At 32.2% G+C, this 20,129-nt stretch carries 17 protein-coding genes; 12 read left to right on the top strand and 5 right to left on the bottom strand.

The annotated features are described in order from the left end of the window. Positions 1 to 192: 192 nt before the first annotated feature. Together AC4FRF_RS07670 and AC4FRF_RS07665 are read left to right on the top strand one after the other, a co-directional pair. Entirely contained in the window at positions 193 to 1,182 is a 990-nt protein-coding gene (locus tag AC4FRF_RS07670; protein WP_491158908.1) for a glycosyltransferase family protein, read from the top strand. 205 nt (positions 1,183 to 1,387) lie between these two features. Continuing rightward, a complete protein-coding gene (locus AC4FRF_RS07665) occupies positions 1,388 to 7,744 on the top strand; it encodes an alpha-2-macroglobulin family protein (RefSeq protein ID WP_491158907.1) in 6,357 nt (2,118 codons plus the stop codon). Positions 7,745 to 7,812: 68 nt separating this feature from the next. On the opposite strand, the gene obgE is transcribed toward AC4FRF_RS07665, so the two are convergent. The 4 genes from obgE to hpt form a co-directional block, all read right to left on the bottom strand. Continuing rightward, on the bottom strand, positions 7,813 to 8,814 hold the full coding sequence (gene obgE / locus AC4FRF_RS07660) for a GTPase ObgE (RefSeq protein WP_491158906.1): 1,002 nt from the start codon (positions 8,812 to 8,814) through the stop codon (positions 7,813 to 7,815). 130 nt (positions 8,815 to 8,944) lie between these two features. Beyond that, positions 8,945 to 10,219 (bottom strand): hemolysin family protein, encoded by a 1,275-nt coding sequence (locus AC4FRF_RS07655; protein WP_491158905.1) that lies wholly within the window; start codon positions 10,217 to 10,219, stop codon positions 8,945 to 8,947. Between the two features lie 88 nt (positions 10,220 to 10,307). Continuing rightward, a complete protein-coding gene (locus AC4FRF_RS07650) occupies positions 10,308 to 10,880 on the bottom strand; it encodes an adenylate kinase (RefSeq protein ID WP_491158904.1) in 573 nt (190 codons plus the stop codon). Positions 10,881 to 10,971: 91 nt separating this feature from the next. Further along, a complete protein-coding gene (gene hpt, locus AC4FRF_RS07645) occupies positions 10,972 to 11,502 on the bottom strand; it encodes a hypoxanthine phosphoribosyltransferase (protein ID WP_491158903.1) in 531 nt (176 codons plus the stop codon). Between the two features lie 100 nt (positions 11,503 to 11,602). Between hpt and AC4FRF_RS07640 the strand changes: the two genes are divergently transcribed. From AC4FRF_RS07640 to AC4FRF_RS07595, 10 genes are all read left to right on the top strand, one after another. Continuing rightward, entirely contained in the window at positions 11,603 to 12,151 is a 549-nt protein-coding gene (locus tag AC4FRF_RS07640; RefSeq protein ID WP_491158902.1) for a hypothetical protein, read from the top strand. 55 nt (positions 12,152 to 12,206) lie between these two features. Next, the gene (locus tag AC4FRF_RS07635) at positions 12,207 to 13,355 is read left to right on the top strand and encodes a 5-(carboxyamino)imidazole ribonucleotide synthase (RefSeq protein ID WP_491158901.1); all 1,149 of its coding nucleotides are present in this window, start codon (positions 12,207 to 12,209) and stop codon (positions 13,353 to 13,355) included. Between the two features lie 87 nt (positions 13,356 to 13,442). Beyond that, positions 13,443 to 13,922 carry a 5-(carboxyamino)imidazole ribonucleotide mutase gene (gene purE / locus AC4FRF_RS07630; RefSeq protein WP_491158900.1) on the top strand — a complete coding sequence of 160 codons (480 nt, stop codon included), beginning with the start codon at positions 13,443 to 13,445 and terminating at the stop codon, positions 13,920 to 13,922. A gap of 105 nt (positions 13,923 to 14,027) precedes the next feature. Beyond that, positions 14,028 to 16,055 (top strand): M3 family metallopeptidase, encoded by a 2,028-nt coding sequence (locus tag AC4FRF_RS07625; RefSeq protein ID WP_491158899.1) that lies wholly within the window; start codon positions 14,028 to 14,030, stop codon positions 16,053 to 16,055. 113 nt (positions 16,056 to 16,168) lie between these two features. After that, the gene (locus AC4FRF_RS07620; RefSeq protein ID WP_491158898.1) at positions 16,169 to 16,672 is read left to right on the top strand and encodes a GbsR/MarR family transcriptional regulator; all 504 of its coding nucleotides are present in this window, start codon (positions 16,169 to 16,171) and stop codon (positions 16,670 to 16,672) included. 60 nt (positions 16,673 to 16,732) lie between these two features. Continuing rightward, complete coding sequence (locus tag AC4FRF_RS07615) at positions 16,733 to 16,912, top strand: hypothetical protein (protein ID WP_491158897.1); 180 nt, start codon at positions 16,733 to 16,735, stop codon at positions 16,910 to 16,912. Positions 16,913 to 17,091: 179 nt separating this feature from the next. Next, positions 17,092 to 17,436 (top strand): hypothetical protein, encoded by a 345-nt coding sequence (locus AC4FRF_RS07610; protein ID WP_491158896.1) that lies wholly within the window; start codon positions 17,092 to 17,094, stop codon positions 17,434 to 17,436. An 11-nt stretch (positions 17,437 to 17,447) separates the two neighbouring features. Continuing rightward, positions 17,448 to 17,810 carry a hypothetical protein gene (locus AC4FRF_RS07605; protein ID WP_491158895.1) on the top strand — a complete coding sequence of 121 codons (363 nt, stop codon included), beginning with the start codon at positions 17,448 to 17,450 and terminating at the stop codon, positions 17,808 to 17,810. 35 nt (positions 17,811 to 17,845) lie between these two features. Next, positions 17,846 to 18,751 carry a TIGR01777 family oxidoreductase gene (locus AC4FRF_RS07600; protein ID WP_491158894.1) on the top strand — a complete coding sequence of 302 codons (906 nt, stop codon included), beginning with the start codon at positions 17,846 to 17,848 and terminating at the stop codon, positions 18,749 to 18,751. Continuing rightward, positions 18,752 to 19,207, top strand: coding sequence for an SRPBCC family protein (locus tag AC4FRF_RS07595; RefSeq protein ID WP_491158893.1), 456 nt, complete (start codon positions 18,752 to 18,754; stop codon positions 19,205 to 19,207). Between the two features lie 20 nt (positions 19,208 to 19,227). Here AC4FRF_RS07595 and AC4FRF_RS07590 read toward each other — a convergent pair whose 3' ends face one another. Further along, positions 19,228 to 20,040: a UbiA prenyltransferase family protein gene (locus tag AC4FRF_RS07590; RefSeq protein ID WP_491158892.1), complete on the bottom strand. Its 813-nt coding sequence runs from the start codon at positions 20,038 to 20,040 to the stop codon at positions 19,228 to 19,230. Between the last annotated feature and the right edge of the window lie 89 nt (positions 20,041 to 20,129).

Genomic DNA, 20,129 nt, shown 5'->3' with positions numbered 1-20,129 from the left:
AAAATAAGGAAATTAAAAAGGATTATAAAAAATTTATATCTTATAAAAAACATAAATAATAACAGAATCACAATTTTAAAACAACCTTATCATAACATCAACAGAATACTTTCGTCATATGAAAATCTGAAACTTTAAATTCTATTTTTCAAAACAATCAAAATGTTAATTATTACATTTTAAGTCGCAAATATGAAAATATTTTATGCCATTCAGGCAACAGGAAATGGTCACATTAGTAGAGCTACACAATTATATCCTTATCTACAAAAATTTGGCGAAGTTGACTTTTTCTTAAGTGGAAGCAACGCCAGTTTAGACATCAAATTACCTATAAAATACAATAGCAAAGGCTGTAGTTTACATTACAGCAAATGTGGCGGATTGAATTATTGGGAAATTGCCAAAAATATCAGACCCCGTCAAATTTACAAAGATGCCGATGCTCTTCCATTAAAAAAATATGATGTAATTATCAATGATTTTGATTCGATTACTTCACTAGCCTGTAAAATGCAAAAAGTACATTCGGTACAACTGGGACATCAGGCGAGTTTCATTTCTGCCGCAACTCCAAGACCTGAAAAGAAAAGCATAATGGGCGAAATGATTCTGAAACACTATGCACCTGCTCCCAAAAATATAGGATTACATTTTGAAAAATACGATTCTTTTATTCTTCCTCCCATCATTAAAGACGAGATTGTTCAAGCTGAACCAACCAACTTAAAGCACATAACAGTTTACTTACCTTCTTTTGACAAAGATTGTCTTGAGAAAGCCTTTAACAAAGTGAGTGATATTCATTTTCATTGGTTTTTACAGGGAGTTGAATTCAAACATACTATTGGAAACATTACGTATTTCCCTGTAAATCAGCAAAAATTCAACGAGAGTTTGATTTCCTGCGAAGGCATCATCACAGGAGGTGGTTTTGAAACCCCTGCCGAAGCTTTACATCTAGGTAAAAAAATACTTTCTATTCCTATTATGAATCATTATGAACAAGAATGCAATGCTGCTGCATTAAAAAAACTAGGCGTTCCTGTGGTATATGAAGTCGGCAAAAATTTCGAACAAATTATCGAAAACTGGCTCAATCAAGACCTCATTTATCCAAAAATGAAAGCCAATAACATTCCGGAGACATTACAATACTTGTTTGATACATATAAAGAATAGGAAAAAAAATTGTTTCATAACTACAAAAACCTTTCAGATTTTTAACTCTGTAAGGTTTTTTATTTTACAGACAACATCATTATAACCAAAAATAAACTTACAAAAAATTTTCTTCTTCAAATTAATATTTTACATTTAGCACTATTTTTCGCATTATTCCCAACCTTTTCCAATAAAAGACACTCTATAGATAAAAATAGTTGTTATGAAAAAACTCTTCTTATTACTTGTATTGATTTCAACTTCAGTTTTTGCACAAAACTTCCAAAAAAACTGGGAAAAAGTTATAACTTATGAAAAAGAAGGAAAAACAAAATCGGCTAAAGAAATTGTGGATAGACTTTATGAAAAAGCAATTTCCAAAAACGATGAAGAACAATTGATAAAATGCTTTTTTTATCAATCTAAATACTTACAAACATTAGACGAAAATGCTCAATCTAAAATCTTAAACAATTTAAAAACGGATATCAGTAGAGTCTCTGCTCCTTCAAAAGCGATTTTGAATTTAGTTTATGCCAAATGCCTGAATGATTACCTCAATCAAAATAGGTATAAAAGAGAAAATATAACCACTACCAGCAATCTTGACAACAATTACCTTTTGTGGTCTAATACTGAATTTGAAAACCAAATAGCAAAGTATTACAACAATAGTTTAATTGACAAATCACGTATAAAAAACACTCCTCTTGCTCAGTACGAAGCAATATTTGATTATTACAATCAGGAAAAATTCAAAACCGAAAATTTGTATGAGTATTTACTGGACGAAAACATCAATTATTACAATTCAAAAATACAGCATTGGAATTTTAAAAAAAATGACTTCAATTTCTTAAAAGAAGATTTATTTGGGAATTCTGTCTCTTTTAAAGAAATCAACTTCGACTTTGTCAAAGAAAAAAATCTTCAGAAAACCTTGCTACTATTTCAGGAAAGAGAACAAAACAATCCATCTGTAGAAAATCAGTTGAATCGTATTATTTTTTGCAAAAACAATCTTGTAAATGACAATGAAGCTTATCTAAAAGCGTTAACTAAGCTGCAAAAACAATCAAAAACTGCAATCAGCCTACAAAAAATTCAATTCGAGAAAGCGACAATCTTTAACAATCTTGCTTCCAAAGAAACGCATCCTGATTATAAGATAAAATCCATCGCTTTATTTGACAGTATTATAGCGATTCAAAATCATTCGAATACTTACAAACAAGCTCATCTAAGCAGACATAATTTATTAGAAAAAAACCTCAGCATCCAACTGGAAAAATACATTTATCCTAACCAAAATCACCGTGCTTTTATAAGTTTTAAAAATATAGACAGCCTAAAGATTAGCTTTTATAAAATAAAGCAAAGCGAGATGCAATTCTTGAATTTCAATTACGCTAAAAAAGATAGTATTCTAAATGAATTTATATTGCATCAACTTCCGGTTCATAAAGAAAATTATAGTTTAAAAAATCCAAAAGACTATTTTGAACACACAACAGAACTACTTTTGCCTCAACTAAAAACAGGAATTTATCTTGCTATTTTTGAAAGTACTAGTGCCAAAAAAGATGATAAAGCATATGGATTTGAAACAATTATAGCTACGAATTTCAGTCTGCTGTCCGAAACAAAAAAAGATAGGGACTACTATCATGTTTTAGACCGAAAAACCGGAATTCCTATTGAGTATGTACAAATTGATTCAGAAGATTTCGTGGGTAAAACCGATAAAACAGGAACACTTTTTAACACAAGAGGAAAAGACGAAAATTTTCAAAGAAATATTGTTCTAACTAAGGATAATGATACTCTACCGCTATATACCAATTATATTAATATCTTAAATAAATTTGAAAAAAATAAAACAGTAAAAGCAAAAGTTCAATTCTATCTGGACAGAGCCATTTATCGCCCTGGTCAAACCGTTTATTACAAAGGCATCGCTTTACAGCAAAAAGCTAATGTAACTTCAGTTGTTGCAAATACTTCTTTTAAAATTACTTTTGAAGACGTTAATAACAAAACAATCAAAGAACTTGATGTAATTACAAATGAGTTTGGTTCCTTTTCGGGAGAATTTAAGTTACCCCAAACAGGATTAACCGGAAATTTCACTATTCAGGCAGAAGAACCTGATGATTATGAAAAAGACAGCATTTATGATAAAACAAAAGAGGAACATCCGTTTTGGGATAATGTAACTTTTGAAAATTCATATCTTTCTTTTCGCGTCGAAGAATACAAAAGACCTAAGTTTGAAATTACTATAAATCCTTTAACAGAGACTTATAAAGTCAACCAAAAGTTAACCGTTACCGGTAATGCAAATTCTTTTTCCGGAGCAAATGTCACTGATGCAAAAGTTACTTACGAAATTACACAGGAAACCTACAATACTGACCATTATAACTCTTATCAATGGTTCGGAGGAAAACAGGAAAGAATAGTTAAATCTGAAACCAAAACTGATAACCGAGGAAATTTTAGTATTGATTTTATTGCAAAACCCGACACATTAGCTATAAAAGAAAAATTACCCATTTTTAGCTATCGCATCAGAGTCACCATAACTGATATCAATGGCGAAACACAAACTAAAGAAGACTTAATTACCAATGTAGGCTATCATGCTCTAAAACTAAAAGCAGCTATTCCTAAAACCATTGAAACCAAAAACAAAACCAGTATAAAACTGGAAAGTAATAATCTCAACGACATCTCGGTTCCGACAAATGGAGAAATTAAAATTTACCGTATTCGAAATGCTGAAAATAAATTCAAACCAAGAGTTTGGCAAAAACCAGAAATAGAAATAATCTCAGATTCTGAATTTGAACAACTCTTTCCTTTTGAAAAAAATGAAAAACCAATTTCTGAAAAAGAAACCGGAGTTTTAGTTCATTCTTTGAAAATAAACACTCTAAAAGACAAAGAAATTCCAATGGACTTTATGACGGATTTTCCATCTGGAAACTACAAACTTGTTTTCACAGCTAAAGATGCATTCGATAATCTCGTTGAAAACAGTTCCCATTTTGATTTGATACAGAGTAAGGACAAAATAAACCCTAACCAACTTATCACCCTGGAACAATTAAATTCAAATCCAAAAAAAGATGGTTTTGTAACAATTAAAATTCAAAGTATCATTCCTGATCTCTATATTAATACAATTGCTAATTATAAATACTGGAATTTCTTAGACGAAAACCACTTCTTAAAAGACAATGAAATAACACTAAACATTCCACTTAAAGATGAATTTGAAAATGCAATAACTATAAATTGCACAAGTATTTTTGAGAATACGGTTTTTAATCAAAGTCTAAATGTTGCTCTAAAAAAAGAAGAACCTAAACTGGAACTTGAAATAGAAAGTTTCAGAAGTAAAATTGAACCTGGAAAACAAGAAAATTGGTCCTTTAAACTCAATGCTTCAAACACAAAACTGGAATCAGAAATTTTAGCTTCGATGTATGATAAATCTTTGGATCAATTTACCAATAAAAATTGGGATAATTTAGATTTTAATGACTACAACAATTATTACCCAACAAATTTTAAAAGCCCTTTTGGTTTCCAAAAAACCTTTACAAATATTAAAAACCTAAACAGCTATTTAGGCTATTTCAAAACAGAAAATGAGAAAACTAAATTAATGTGGTTTGGATTTAATTTCAACAATTCTCAAACTTATTTCTCTCAAAATGAATACCAAAAATACCTCCATAAAAACAGTAGCAGACCTCAGAATACTAAACTAATTTCAGGAATTATCTATAGAAAAAACGAGCCATTGGCTGGAGTTAGTGTTTATATAAAGGGAACTAATCGAGTAACGACTTCAGACTTTGAAGGTTACTATCAAATTGAAGCAGCAGTAGGTGAAATAATAGTTTTCAGCTATGTTGGTTTCCTTGACAAAGAACTAAAAATAACTTCTAAACAAATAGACATTGAACTGGAAGAAGATCAAAATGCATTACAGGAAGTAGTTGTTGTAGGTTATGGCACACAGAAAAAGAGTAACCTTACAGGAGCTATTACGTCAATTAAAGATAAAAAAATAGGAGCTCAAACTATAAAAGGCGATCCAAACAATGTTATTGAAGAAGTAGACGACCAAGTTTACAATACAGCCGGAATATCAATTGCTTTACAAGGAAGAGTTTCCGGCTTGATTTCAAATGACAGTTTAGCAGAAAAGAAATTATCAACAATTAAAGTGAGAACTAATCTTTCTGAAACTGCTTTCTTTTTTCCTAATCTAAAAACCGATTCGAAAGGAAAAATCAGTTTCAATTTCACTTCACCTGAAGCTTTAACTTCTTGGAAATTGCGTTTATTGGCTCATAATAAAAATGCAGTAACTGGATATTTAGAAAAAAATGTGATTACCCAAAAAGAGTTAATGGTTGTACCTAATTTCCCAAGATTCTTTAGAGAAAAAGACAGCATTACAATTAGCGCTAAAATTGCCAATATGACCAATACAAGTAAAACAGGAATTGCGATGTTACAGTTTTACGATGCAACAACCATGCAGCCTATTGACAGCAAAATGCTAAATAGTAAAAACATCAAAAACTTTAGAATTACTGCTTTTGGAAATACAACTGCAACCTGGAAAGTATACATCCCAGAAGGTTTAGAAGCTGTTCAATATAAAATAGTGGCCAAAGCAGGAAATTATTCGGATGGTGAAGAAAGTATCCTTCCCGTATTAACCAATAACATACTCGTTACCGAAAGCAGAGCGATTTGGGTTCGAGAAAATTCGACCAAAACTTATACTTTCGAAAATCTAAAAAACAATACGTCAACAACGCTTAAAAATCATCAATTTACTTTAGAATATACGTCTAACCCAACTTGGTTAGCCATTCAATCCTTACCGTATTTGATGGAATACGAGCATGAATGCGCCGAACAAACTTTTGCCCGATTTTATGCTAATGAACTAGCTTCAAAAATTATTTCAAGTAATCCTAAAATTGCTGCTTTATTCGAAACATGGAGAAAAAACGGAAAATTAAATTCTAAACTTGAAGAAAACGAAGCATTAAAATCGATTATTCTGGCCGAAACCCCTTGGTTGAAAGATGCGCAAAGTGAGGAGGAGAAAAAGAAAAATCTAGCTTTATTATTTGATTTAGAGAAAATGAAAAACGCTCAAGAAGCTACTTTTACACTTTTAAAACAAAAGCAAGATGCTTCAGGAGGTTTTGCATGGTTTGAAGGCAATTATACAAACGAGTATATTACTCGTCATATACTAGCTGGTTTAGGCCATTTAGCGAAACTATTTCCGAGTGACGAAACGAATGACAAAGTAACTGAAATTTCAAAAAAAGGAATTCCTTATTTGGACAATAAATTTTTGAAAAATCATGCCAACAGAATCAAAAATCGAAGCACAACCGAAAAATTTATTTGGATCAATCCCTATTCTGATTTGCATTATTTATACACGCGTAGCTTTTATTTGGACAAATATCCACTTACGGATACTCTAAAAAAAGTAAGCAAGATCTATCTTGAAACTGCCAAAAAAGATTGGTTGCATTATTCTCTTTATGAAAAAGGATTAGCGGCTCTGACATTAAATCGTTTTGGTGAAAAAGAAGCTGCTAAAACTATTTTAACGAGTTTAAAAGAAACAGCTTCTAACAATGAAGATTGGGGCATGTACTGGATCGAAAACAAAGCAGGTTGGTATTGGTACCAAGCTCCTATTGAGACTCAAGCTTTACTCATTGAGGCTTTCTCCGAAATTACAAACGACAACAAGTCCGTGGATGCTATGAAAGTTTGGTTATTAAAAAACAAACAATCTAAAAACTGGCCAACTACAAAAGCAACTACCGAAGCCATCTATGCGTTGCTCCTGCAAGGAACTGATTGGCTGAGTGTAAAAGACAATACCATTATAAAAGTTGGTGAAGAGAAAATACTAACTAAGAAATTGTCTGAAAATGAGAAAGAAGCCGAAACAGGCTACCTAAAACTCAATTGGAAAGCAGATGAAATCAAAAAACAGATGGCAACGACAACTATTCAGAACAAATCAAAAGTACCAGGTTTTGGAGGAATTTATTGGCAATATTTTGAAGATTTGGACAAAATAAAAACAGACAGTACCAATGTGCTTTCTGTATCAAAAGAATTGTATCTTAAAAAAACAGATTCAAAAGGTTTTGTGCTAAATAAAATAACAGCACAAAATAAGTTAGAAATTGGAAATCTAGTTACCGTTAGATTGATTATAAATACCAAAGAAAACATGGAATTTGTACATCTAAAAGACTTAAGAGCTTCCTGTTTTGAACCCGAAGATGTAATATCAGCTTATGATTACAAAGACGGTTTAGGCTTTTACAAAAGCACTAAAGATGCCGCAACTCATTTCTTTTTCGATAAAATAAATAAAGGAACTTATGTTCTGGAATATGATGTACGATTGAACAACAGTGGACATTTCTCAAACGGAATTACAACTATCCAAAGCATGTATGCTCCGGAATTTTCCAGTCATACTGAAGGAATTCGTGTTCAGGTAAAATAACCCTAAAAACAAAAAAACCACTAACGAATTCAATTCCTTAGTGGTTTTTATATTTCAAAAAACGTTTCTTAGTCGTTCAACATTTTCCAAAGTTTGTCTTTCAACTCTGTTAAACCTTGTTGAGCAACTGAAGAAACAAACATATATGGAATATCTTTAAAAGCTTCGTCTAATTCTACTTTAAGTTCCGCTTTCAATTCGTCATCCAGCATATCACATTTTGTAATAATCAAAAGACGTTCTTTATCTAGCATCTCAGGATTGTATTTGGTCAATTCATTCACCAGAATATCATATTCCGCTTTGATGTCTGGCGTATCTACGGGTACCATAAACAACAAAGTTGAGTTTCGCTCAATATGACGCAAGAAATAATGACCTAAACCTTTTCCCTCGGCTGCACCTTCAATAATTCCGGGAATATCTGCAATTACAAAAGATTGAAAATCTCTGTAAGCAACAATTCCCAGATTTGGTTTTAAAGTGGTAAACGGATAATCAGCAATTTTTGGCTTAGCCGAAGTCAAAACAGATAACAAAGTAGATTTTCCTGCATTTGGAAAACCAACTAAACCTACATCTGCCAAGACTTTTAATTCTAAGATCACGTCCATTTCTACACCTAACAATCCTGGTTGCGCATAACGAGGCGTTTGATTGGTTGAACTTCTAAAATGCCAGTTTCCTAAACCGCCCTTCCCTCCTTGACAAAGAATTTTTTTCTCGCCATGTTCTGTAACTTCAAATAAAACCTCTCCAGTTTCTTTGTCTTTTACGACAGTTCCTAGAGGCACTTCGATAATCTTATCTTCTCCATCTGCTCCCGTACTTCTATCTCCTCCACCATCACCTCCGTGACCTGCTTTAATATGGCGCGCAAATTTTAAGTGAAACAACGTCCATAAACCTTTGTTTCCTACTAGATAAATGTGTCCACCACGACCTCCATCTCCACCATCTGGCCCACCTTTTTCAATAAATTTTTCTCTATGTAAATGCGTAGATCCTTTTCCTCCTTTTCCGGAAGAAACAAATATTTTTACGTAATCTACAAAGTTACCTTCTGTCATAATTTCGTTTGTTTTACAAAAAATCTAAAAAAAGTACCAGACAGCCACTTGTTGTCCTCCTTTTAATTTCAAATCTTCTGTCATTTTCTTTTAGTTTTAAGTGCTCTCTTTTTTTTCTGAATACTGAACACTATTTTTTTAAGGCTTTCACCAATACTTTATCGATTTTAACTCCATCCATATCGATAACTTCAAATTCAAATTTATGCCAAATTAACTTCTCTCCTTGTTTTGGAATTCGGGACAATTCAGTCATAATCAATCCGCTCACAGTCGTCACATCATAATCACTCAATAACTCATCTAATTCAAAATTAGTTAAAAAATCATGTAATGAATAATGTCCATCAACTAACCAACTTCCGTCTTCTCTTTCTATAAGTTTAAAATCATCTTTATAAAAATCGGAGGCATTACCTACTAAGGCTTCTAAAATATCATTCAGCGTAATCATTCCTTGAAAAATACCGTATTCATCGGCTACAACTGCATAATGGATCCCTGATTTTTTAAATTTCTCCAAGGCATTATAAGCCGTAGTATGTTCCATCAAATAAGGAGCTTCTGTCAATATTGAAGTCAAATTAAAGTTGTCATTTTCAATATTAGCAAAAATATTTTTAAGACTCACTACCCCAACAATTTCATCTATATCATCCTTATACACTGGATAAACAGAATGTAATTCTTGAAGCATAAATTCCTTAACCTGATTTTTATTAGCTTCTAATGGTAATAAAACCACTGATTTTCTATGTGTCATTAAAGAATTAATCTTTCTATCTCCAATATGGAAAACACGCTCTACAATATCCTGTTCTATTTCCTGAACTTCTCCTACCTCTGTTCCTTCTTTAATAATGGCTTTGATTTCTTCTTCGGTCACTTTTCCATCTGCCGAAGGCTTAATCTGCAATATTTTTAATAAAAATTCTGTAGAATGAGTTAACAACCAAATAAATGGTGCTGTTACAATGGAAACTATTTTCATGGGCATAGCCACTGCTTTTGCTATAGTTTCTGGATAATTCAACCCAATTCTTTTGGGCAATAATTCTCCTAAAACTAAAGAGAAAAAAGTTAAAATCACTACTACAATTCCCACTGCAATAGAATGCGCATAGGGTTTTAAAAATTCAAAACTCAAAACAAAAGTTTCTACATCGGCAGTAATTTTATCTCCACTAAAAATACCCGTTAGAATACCTATTAGTGTAATTCCGATTTGAACTGTTGACAAAAACTTGTTTGGCGAATTAGCCAAATCCAATGCAATTTGCGCACTACTATTTCCTTTTTTTGCAGAATTCTCCAACCTTGATTTCCTTGCCGAAATCAAAGCGATTTCAGACATCGAAAAAAGTCCGTTGAGTAAAATCAAAAAAAGAATGATTAAAAGTTCCATTATTATGATTCTGGTTTAAAAATTTAAAGTTTAAGGTCGCCAAAGAAAATTTAGCAACTTTAAACTTTAAACATCAAACAATTTTTATTTATAAATTGTCTATTACGCTACTTAAACGCTCTGTAATTTCAGCGATAGAACCAATTCCGTTTACTGCATGAAATTTCCCTTGCTCTTTGTAAAACCCAATAAGCGGAGCTGTTTTTTCGTTGTATTCTTGGTATCTGTTACGAATTTTTTCTTCGTCTTGATCATCAGCTCTTCCTGAAGTTTTTCCTCTTTCTAATAATCTTGCTACCAGAATTTCATCATCAGCTTCTAAAGCAATAGTAGCTGTGATATTTTCATTTTTAGAAGTTAAAAAAGCATCTAAAGCTTCTGCCTGAGCAATTGTTCTTGGAAAACCATCAAATAAGAAACCTGCTGAATCTGGATTTGCTTCCACTTCACTTTGCAACATTTTAATAGTAACTTCATCTGGAACTAGTTCACCATTATTGATAAATGTTTGCGCTAGTTTACCTAATTCTGTTTCATTTTTGATATTAAATCTAAAAATATCACCTGTTGAAAGATGCGTCAAATTGTATTTCCCTTTTAAAAACTCAGCTTGAGTTCCTTTTCCAGCGCCTGGTTTCCCAAATAAAACAATGTTAGTCATAAAATTTAATTTAAAAATTTAAAAATTTAAAGATTTCTCCTTAAACCTTCATATGTATTACTTTTTTTTAATCTTTTAATTCTTGAATCTTTCAATCTTTTAATTGATATACTTCTGGTAAATTTCGTCCTAAACCATCATAGTCTAAACCAAAACCTACTATAAATTTATTAGGAATTTGGATTCCAATATAATCAATTTTTATGTCTTTTTTATAAGCTTCTGGCTTAAGAAAAAGAGTCGCTATTTTAAAATGTTTGGGATTCTGTTTTTTAAACAAGGCTTTCAACTCCACAATTGTATGTCCCGTATCAATAATATCTTCAACAACTACTACCGTGCGTCCCGTTAAATCCTGATTCAATCCTATTAATTGTTTTACATCATTAGTCGAACTCATTCCTTCATAAGAAGCCATTTTTACAAAACTAACTTCACATGGTTTTGAATACTTTTTCACAAAATCGGAAACCACCATAAAAGAACCATTCAAAACGCCAATAAATATTGGAATTTCATCCACAAAATCATCTTCAATTTGAGAAACCATTTTTTGGATAGCAAAGTCAATTTCTTCTGCAGAAATAAACGGAACAAATTGTTTATCGTGAAGTTGAATCATTATTTTTCATTTTAAAATAATGCGCAAAGATACAGAATTCGAAATTGAGTTTCGCAATTGATTCTTAATTTGTAATTTTAATGCCAATCTGTAGAAAATCATGAATGAATTAGCCGCAATTATTGCACAAACAACTGGATATAAAAATAGCCGACAAGCGACAGCTGATTTTATAATAGGCAATCCAGAATTAATGACTGATTTTATAAAAATTTGTTTCGATAATCAAAATTCTGACCATTACAAAGCCTGTTGGGCAATGGAATTGATTGCTTTCAAAAAACTACATTGGTTTCAAGAATACATCTCTGTCATTTGTTCCAAAAGCAAAATACTGAATAATGAAAGTGCCATTCGTCCACTTTCAAAAGTTATTTTCTTACTCATAGAAGCACATTACAAAACGACAAAAACAGAAATTCATTTTACCGAATCCCAACTTCAAGAGCTCATTGAAATTAATTTTGACTGGCTTATTACAGATACCAAAGTAGCTGCTAAAGCTCATGCCATGCGAAATTTATTTTTGTTAGGAAAAGAATTTGACTGGATTCACCCCGAATTAAAAACCATTTTAAGTAAAGATTTCAGCAATCACACCGCAGCTTACAAAGCAGTCTCCAAGCAACTTTTAAAGAAAATAAAATAGCATTTTCCAATTCAATCATTTAAAAGTATCTTTGCGCCAATAAACTTTCGACACAATGAATTATTTTTCTTCTGATTTTAAATTAGGAATTCTAGGAGGCGGACAATTAGGAAAAATGCTCTTATTCGACACTAGAAAATTTGACATACAAACTTATGTATTAGACCCAAGTGAAGAAGCACCATGCCGAATGGCTTGTAACCAATTTTTCAAAGGTGACTTGATGGATTTTGATACGGTTTACAACTTTGGAAAAAAAGTAGATGTTTTAACTTTCGAAATCGAATTGGTAAACCTAGAAGCCTTAGAAAAATTAGAAACAGAAGGTTTAAAAATTTACCCTTCTCCTAAAACTTTAAGAAAAATTCAAAATAAAGGCGTTCAAAAAGATTTTTATACAGCTAATAATATACCAACAGCTCCTTATAAAAGATTTGAAAATCTTGATAATCTGAAATCTGAAATCCAAAATCTAAAATTACCTTTTGTTTGGAAATGTACTGAATTTGGTTATGATGGAAATGGAGTAAAAATCATTCGTCAAACCACTGATTTAGATTCTTTACCTAATGTAGAATGTATTGCAGAAGAAATGATTCCGTTCAAGAACGAATTGGCGGTTATTGTTTGTCGCAATCCTTCGGGCGAAATTAAAACCTATCCAGTAGTGGAGATGGAATTTCACCCAGAAGCCAACCAAGTGGAGTATGTAATTTGTCCGGCTAGAATTGATGATAAAGTAGCCGAAAAAGCCAGAGCAATTGCTTTGAACGTTTCTCAAAACTTCCATCATGTGGGACTTTTAGCTGTAGAAATGTTTCAAACAGAAGACGATGAAGTTATTGTAAACGAAGTGGCTCCGCGTCCTCACAACTCTGGTCACTATTCTATTGAAGCAAGTTATACCTCTCAATTTGAAAACCATTTGCGTGCTATTTTGGATTTACCTTTAGGAAATACCGATAGTAAAGTAGCCGGAATTATGGTGAATTTAGTAGGTGAAGAAGGTTTTTCTGGAGATGTTGTTTACCAAAATATCGAGAAAATATTAGCTTGGAACGGAGTTACGCCACACATTTACGGTAAAAAACAAACGCGTCCTTTTAGAAAAATGGGACACGTAACCATTGCTAATGAAAACATGGCTGAAGCGCGTAAAATTGCCGAAGATGTAAAGAATACCATTAGAGTAATTTCAAAATAATTAAAAAATTTAAAGATTGAAAAATTTAAAGATTGTGATATAATAATTTTTAAATCTTTCAATCATTTAATCTTTAAATAAAAAACAATGAAAGTAGCCGTAATCATGGGAAGTATCTCTGACATGCCAGTCATGCAAGATGCAATTGATATATTAAAAGAATTTGGAATCGAAACAGAAGTTGATATTGTTTCAGCACACAGAACTCCGGAAAAATTATTTGATTTTAGTAATAATGCGCACAAAAGAGGTATTTCGGTAATTATTGCTGGTGCTGGTGGTGCTGCACATTTACCTGGAATGGTTGCGTCTATGTCTCCACTTCCTGTAATTGGTGTTCCTGTAAAATCAAGTAATTCTATTGATGGTTGGGATTCGGTTTTGTCTATTTTGCAAATGCCAGGCGGAGTTCCTGTAGCTACAGTTGCTTTAAACGGCGCAAAAAATGCTGGAATTCTTGCTGCACAAATCATTGGTAGCGCTAATGCAGACGTATTAAACAAAATTATAGCTTACAAGCTAAGTTTGAAAGAAGCGGTTATTAAAGCTTCGGAAAGTTTGAAATAAAAATAATTCCACAGAGATTCGCAAAGAAGACACAGAGACTCACAAAATTTTAGCATCTCTTCGTGGATTTCCTTTGCGAATCTTTGCGTAACAAAACATATCAACATGAGTATTTTAACACAGCACTTTAATACCAAACACAACACCGCTCCTTTTTCACAAATAAAAATGGAAGATTACCTTCCTGCTTTTCAGGAAGCCATTGCTTTGGCGAAAGCCGAAATTGACGCTATTGCAAATAATCCGGAAACCGCTACTTTTGAAAACACCATTGAAGCGATGGATTATTCAGGTGCTATTCTGGATCGATTATCCAGTATCTTTTTTAATCTGAATTCAGCAGAGACGAATGACGAAATGCAAAAAATTGCTCAGGAAGTTTCGCCTATGTTATCTGAATTCGGAAATGACATTACCTTAAACGCTGATTTGTTTGCACGTGTAAAAGCCGTTTACAAGCAAAAAGACACACTGAACTTAAGCACTGAACAAGCAACACTTTTAGATAAAAAATATAAAAGTTTTTCTAGAAACGGAGCGAATTTAGCAGAAGACAAAAAAGACCAATTGCGCGAAATTGACAAAGAATTATCGAAATTGAGTTTGCAATTTGGCGAAAATGTTTTGGCTGAAACCAATGCTTTCGAATTGCATTTAACGGATGAAAATGATTTGGCGGGATTACCAGAAGGAACTATTGAAGCCGCTCGTTCTTTGGCAAAAGCCCAAGAAATAGAAGGTTGGATTTTCACTTTAGATCATCCAAGTTATCTTCCGTTTATGACTTATGCTGACAATAGAGAATTGCGTAAAAAAATGGCAATTGCTTTTGGTGCCAGAAGTTTTCAAAACAATGAATTCAACAACGAAGCAATTGTTTTGAAGATTGTAAAACTGCGTCAGCAAAGAGCTAATTTATTAGGTTATGCAACGCACGCTAATTTTGTTTTGGAAGAACGTATGGCCGAAAGCCCTGAAAAAGTAATGGCTTTTGAAAATGATTTATTGGCGAAAGCCAAACCGGCTGCGCTAAAAGAATTCGAACAATTAACCGCTTTCGCAAAAGAACTGGACGGAATCGAACAATTAGAGAAATGGGATGGCGCTTATTATTCTGAAAAATTAAAACAGCAATTATTTAATTTAGATGATGAAAAATTAAAACCATATTTCCAATTGGAAAAGGTCTTAAACGGAGCATTTACCATTGCAGGAAAATTATACGGATTGACATTTACCGAAGTATTTGACATTGACAAATACCACGAAGAAGTGATGACTTATGAAGTTACCGACGAAAACAACAACTTAGTTTCTATTTTTTACGCCGATTTCTTCCCAAGAAAAGGAAAACGAAATGGTGCCTGGATGACTTCATTTAAATCGCAATATGTAAAAGACGGCGTTAACGAAAGACCACATATTTCGAACGTTTGCAACTTTACAAAACCTACCGAAACCAAACCATCTTTATTAACTTTTAACGAAGTAACGACTTTGTTTCATGAATTTGGACACGGTTTACATGGCATGTTGGCCAACACCATTTACCCAAGTTTGTCTGGAACTTCTGTTTTTTGGGACTTTGTAGAATTACCATCTCAGGTGATGGAAAATTGGTGTTATGAACCAGAGGCTCTAGCTTTGTTTGCTACGCATTACCAAACCGGAGAAGTAATTCCGCAGGAATATGTAGAAAAAATCAAAGAAAGCGCCAGTTTCCAAGAAGGGATGGCAACTTTACGCCAATTGAGTTTTGGTTTGTTAGATATGGCTTGGCATGGACAGGATCCAACAAATATTACTAATTTAAAAGCTTTTGAAACCGAGCAATTTAAAAACACCCAATTGTATCCTGACGTTGCCGAAAATGCTATGAGTACGGCATTCTCTCATATTTTTCAAGGTGGTTATTCTTCCGGATATTACAGTTACAAATGGGCTGAAGTTTTAGATGCTGATGCTTTTGAATATTTCAAAGAAAATGGCATTTTTAACAAAGAGGTTGCTACTAAATTCAAAGACAATGTATTGTCTAAAGGTGGCACTGAACATCCAATGACTTTGTACAAACGTTTTAGAGGTCAGGAACCAAAACCGGAAGCTTTGTTAAAAAGAGCGGGATTGATTTAAATTTCAGATATAAGATTTCAAATACAAACCGAAGTAGTGATGCTTCGGTTTTCTTTTTAAATAAACTTTCATTTATTTTTGAAAGTTTAAAAACTTTTATATATCTTTGGTCTATGGAATTCAAAGAAGCAAAAAATAAATTCGTTCAAACCTGGGGAGCCTTAGGTTCTCAATGGGGCATTAATAAAACCATGGCGCAAATTCATGCTTTGTTGATGATCTCGAATGAAGCTGTTTCAATGGAAGACATTATGGAAGAGTTGCAAATTTCTCGTGGAAATGCAAGTATGAATTTACGTGCTTTAATGGATTGGGGAATTGTTTACAAAGAATACAAAGCGGGTGAAAGAAGAGAATTTTTCACTGCCGAAAAAGATTTAGATGAACTAGCGGTTAAAATTTCCAGAGAAAGAAGCAAACGAGAAATAAAACCTGCTTTAAAGGTTTTAAAAGAAGTTTCTTCGATAGAAGCGAATACAACGGAAGAGGAAAAACATTTTGTTGCACAAACTACTAAACTGTATGATTTTGTATTAAAAGCAGATAACGTTTTAGATAAAATCACCGAATACAAAGACAATTGGTTGACCCAAATTTTAATCAAATTCATGAAATAAAACTCTTTTTTTTAAACCAAACTTTCATTTTTTTCTGAAAGTTCAAAATATTAAATAGCTATGAAAATATTAAATTACGGAAATTTAGCAATCGTTTTTACTTTAATTACTAGTCTTATATTAACACAATTTAATTCTTATTTCTCAGGAACAGCTTTTATTTTAGGCTTATTTATTATGCCTGCTTATCAATTACTTGTTGGATTTATTTGGCTTATATCTTCAGATGAAGACAAATAAATAAGAAAATATTTTTTAGGAGTCATAATTTATTTCGTATCCGTTTTTATCTTTTCAGCATTTGCTCATTCAATACAAAACATAAAAATTATAGAACAAATTATGTGCTTGATTTTCGGAGGAACTCCAGTCCTACTTGCTTTATACTTTACATATATTCTTAATCAATACTCAAAACAATGAACCTCAACATCATAGGATATGGCATTTATATATGCATCACCTCCATTATAATTTTAAAAGTGGGGAAAGTATGTTATGAAAATGGTAACGTATTTGTTTCAACACTTATTCCAAACTATGAAGATTTATGCCATAAAATCAATCAAATATTATTGGTCGGTTATTATTTATTAAATCTAGGATATTGTGCCATGACTTTAATTTCTTGGAATAAAATTGTTTCAGCCGAACAATTAATTGAAGTAATCGCATCCAAATCAGCAATAATTATTTGCATAATTGCAGCAATGCATTACTTCAATATTATCATATTGACTAAATACATTAAAAAAATAATTTAAAAAATAAAATTATGGAAACTACAAAAATTTTACTCGGATACGCTATTTATTTACCAGTTGCTTTGTTCTTAACTTACTATGTTTCTAGAACACTTTTTAGAAATAGTAAAGTCTATATGATGGATATTTTTAGAGGAAGAGAAGAAATAGCCGATGCAACCAACAAACTTTTTGAAACAGGATTTTATTTACTCAATTTAGGATTTGCTTTGATGATTTTAAAAATGAATCTCTATAACAACAGTTATCAATTATTAATCGAAACATTGAGTTATAAAATTGGAGGTTATACAATATATTTAGGCATCATGCTTTTTCTGAATTTATATTTCTTCTTTAGAGGAAAAAGAAAAGCAAAAGAAGTACAACAATAAGAAATATTAGTTTTAAAAAATAAATTTTATTTACAATGAATAAATTAATCATAGCCGCCGGAACAGGATTTCTTGGACAAGTGTTAGTAAACCACTTTAGAAATAAATTTGACGAAATTGTAATTCTAAGCCGAGGAAAATTAAAAATAATTGATGGAATTAAATATGTGAATTGGGATGCCAGAACTTTTTCTGGTTGGGAAAAAGAATTCGAAGACGCAACAGTTTTAATTAATCTCACAGGAAAATCTGTTGATTGTCGTTATACCAAAGAAAACAAAAAAGAAATTTTGTTATCTCGAATTGAAAGCACTAAAATTTTAAATAAAGCCATTTTAAATTGTCAAAATCCACCGAAGCATTTTCTTAATTCATCAACTTCTACCATTTATCGCTTTTCTTTAGACAAAGAAATGGATGAAACAAATGGCGAAATAGGCAATGACTTTTCAATGAATGTGGCTCAATCTTGGGAAAAAGCGTTTTTTAAAACCGAAACTCCACGAACTTTAAAAACCGCTCTGCGAACTTCTATTGTTTTAGGAAAAAACGGCGGCGCATTAATTCCATTAAAGACTTTAACTAAGTTTGGTTTTGGAGGAAAACAAGGAAGCGGCAATCAATTTATCAGTTGGATTCACGAAACTGATTTTGCACGAGCAATCGATTTTATCATCGAAAAAGAAATTACTGGGGTTGTAAATATAGTTTCTCCTAAACCAATTGGAAATAGAAACTTCATGAAGCAGTTAAGAAAAGCTGTTAAAGTTCCTTTTGGAATTCCAATAAATGGGACTCTCTTAAAATTTGGTGCTATACTGATTAAAACAGAACCCGAATTAGTTTTAAAAAGTCGAAATGTAATTCCAAAAAAACTACTACAAAACGGATTTCAATTTGAATACGACACCTTAGCAAAAGCCTTAAAAAATTTAGTATAAATGACAACTATAAACTTAGTCACCAAAATAAAAGCACCCAAACAAATCGTTTTTGATAACGCAAGAAACATTGACATTCATCAAAACTCAACTAGTCAAACTAACGAAAAAGCAATTGCTGGCACAACTTCGGGTTTAATAAATTGTGGGGAAACTGTAACTTGGAGAGGAAAACATTTTGGTTTTAATCTAACTCATAAAAGCCGAATTACCGCAATGGTTTTCTATGATTATTTTGTTGATGAAATGGAAGAAGGGAAATTCAAAAGCTTTAAACACGAACATTTTTTTGAAGAAACAAATGGAATTACAATTATGAAAGACATTTTAGAATACAAAACTCCTTTTGGATATTTTGGACAACTCTTTGATTGTTTGTTTTTAAAAAAATACTTAACCCACTTTCTGACACAAAGAAATAACATCCTAAAAAGAATTTCAGAGCAATACGTGTGAACTAAAAAATTGTACTATTTCTAGGTTAAAACAACCAATAACCACCAAATTATAGGCACACTTTCAACCCAAAAAGAAGAATAATACTTAGAGCGTTTTTCATTGGAAAAAACTAAAAACAACGACAATATCACTACTAAAGCCAAGTTCACCCACAGTTGTTTTTCTACAAAATTAATTTTTAAGAACTCCAGAAAATAAAACGGAACAAGCAACAGCAATCCTAACAATTTAGTTCGCTTTACTCCTATTTGCTGCGGAACGGTTTTAAGATGCGGATCGTCATTAGCCAAATCAATGATTTCGAAAACTAATATCAAATCAAAAACCAATATAAAACGCTGGATGCATTTGATGAAGAAATCCAAACCTAAATTCTGATGTGCATTGACCAATGGCAACATCAGCGTGACTCCTACCCAGCACAGCGAAACAATATAAATTTTCACACCAGCCCAGTTACGCGCATTTTTTCGATTAGGAAAAAAAGGCAGCGTGTACAAAAGAGTCAAAATCAAAACACCTACAGCAACAGCTTGAGTCACCAACTGCAATTGGAAGAAATAAAAGCCCACCGCCAAAAACGAAAAAAAGCTCAAACTGGCAATTAGTTTCAACTCATTGCGCATCATTCTTTTTTTGGCTCTGGCCAAAGCATCGTATTTCACGAAGTTATACCCCACAATAGTTCCAAAAAAAGCAAATAAAGCTATGGGTTCATCATACGGAATAGCAAACATAAATTGGGTCATTCGTACCAAAGCATAGACCGACAAAGCCACATGAATACTGGATTTGAGGTAAAAATCAAAAAGGGCCTGAATACGAATCATCTAACAAAAATAAACATTTAGCCAGAATATTTACAAAATCCTTTTATTCAAATAAAATGAATCCTAAAAAACAATGATTTAAAACGGAA

The organism is Flavobacterium sp. ST-158 (assembly GCF_058309975.1).
This window is presented reverse-complemented; position numbering and strand designations above follow the sequence as displayed.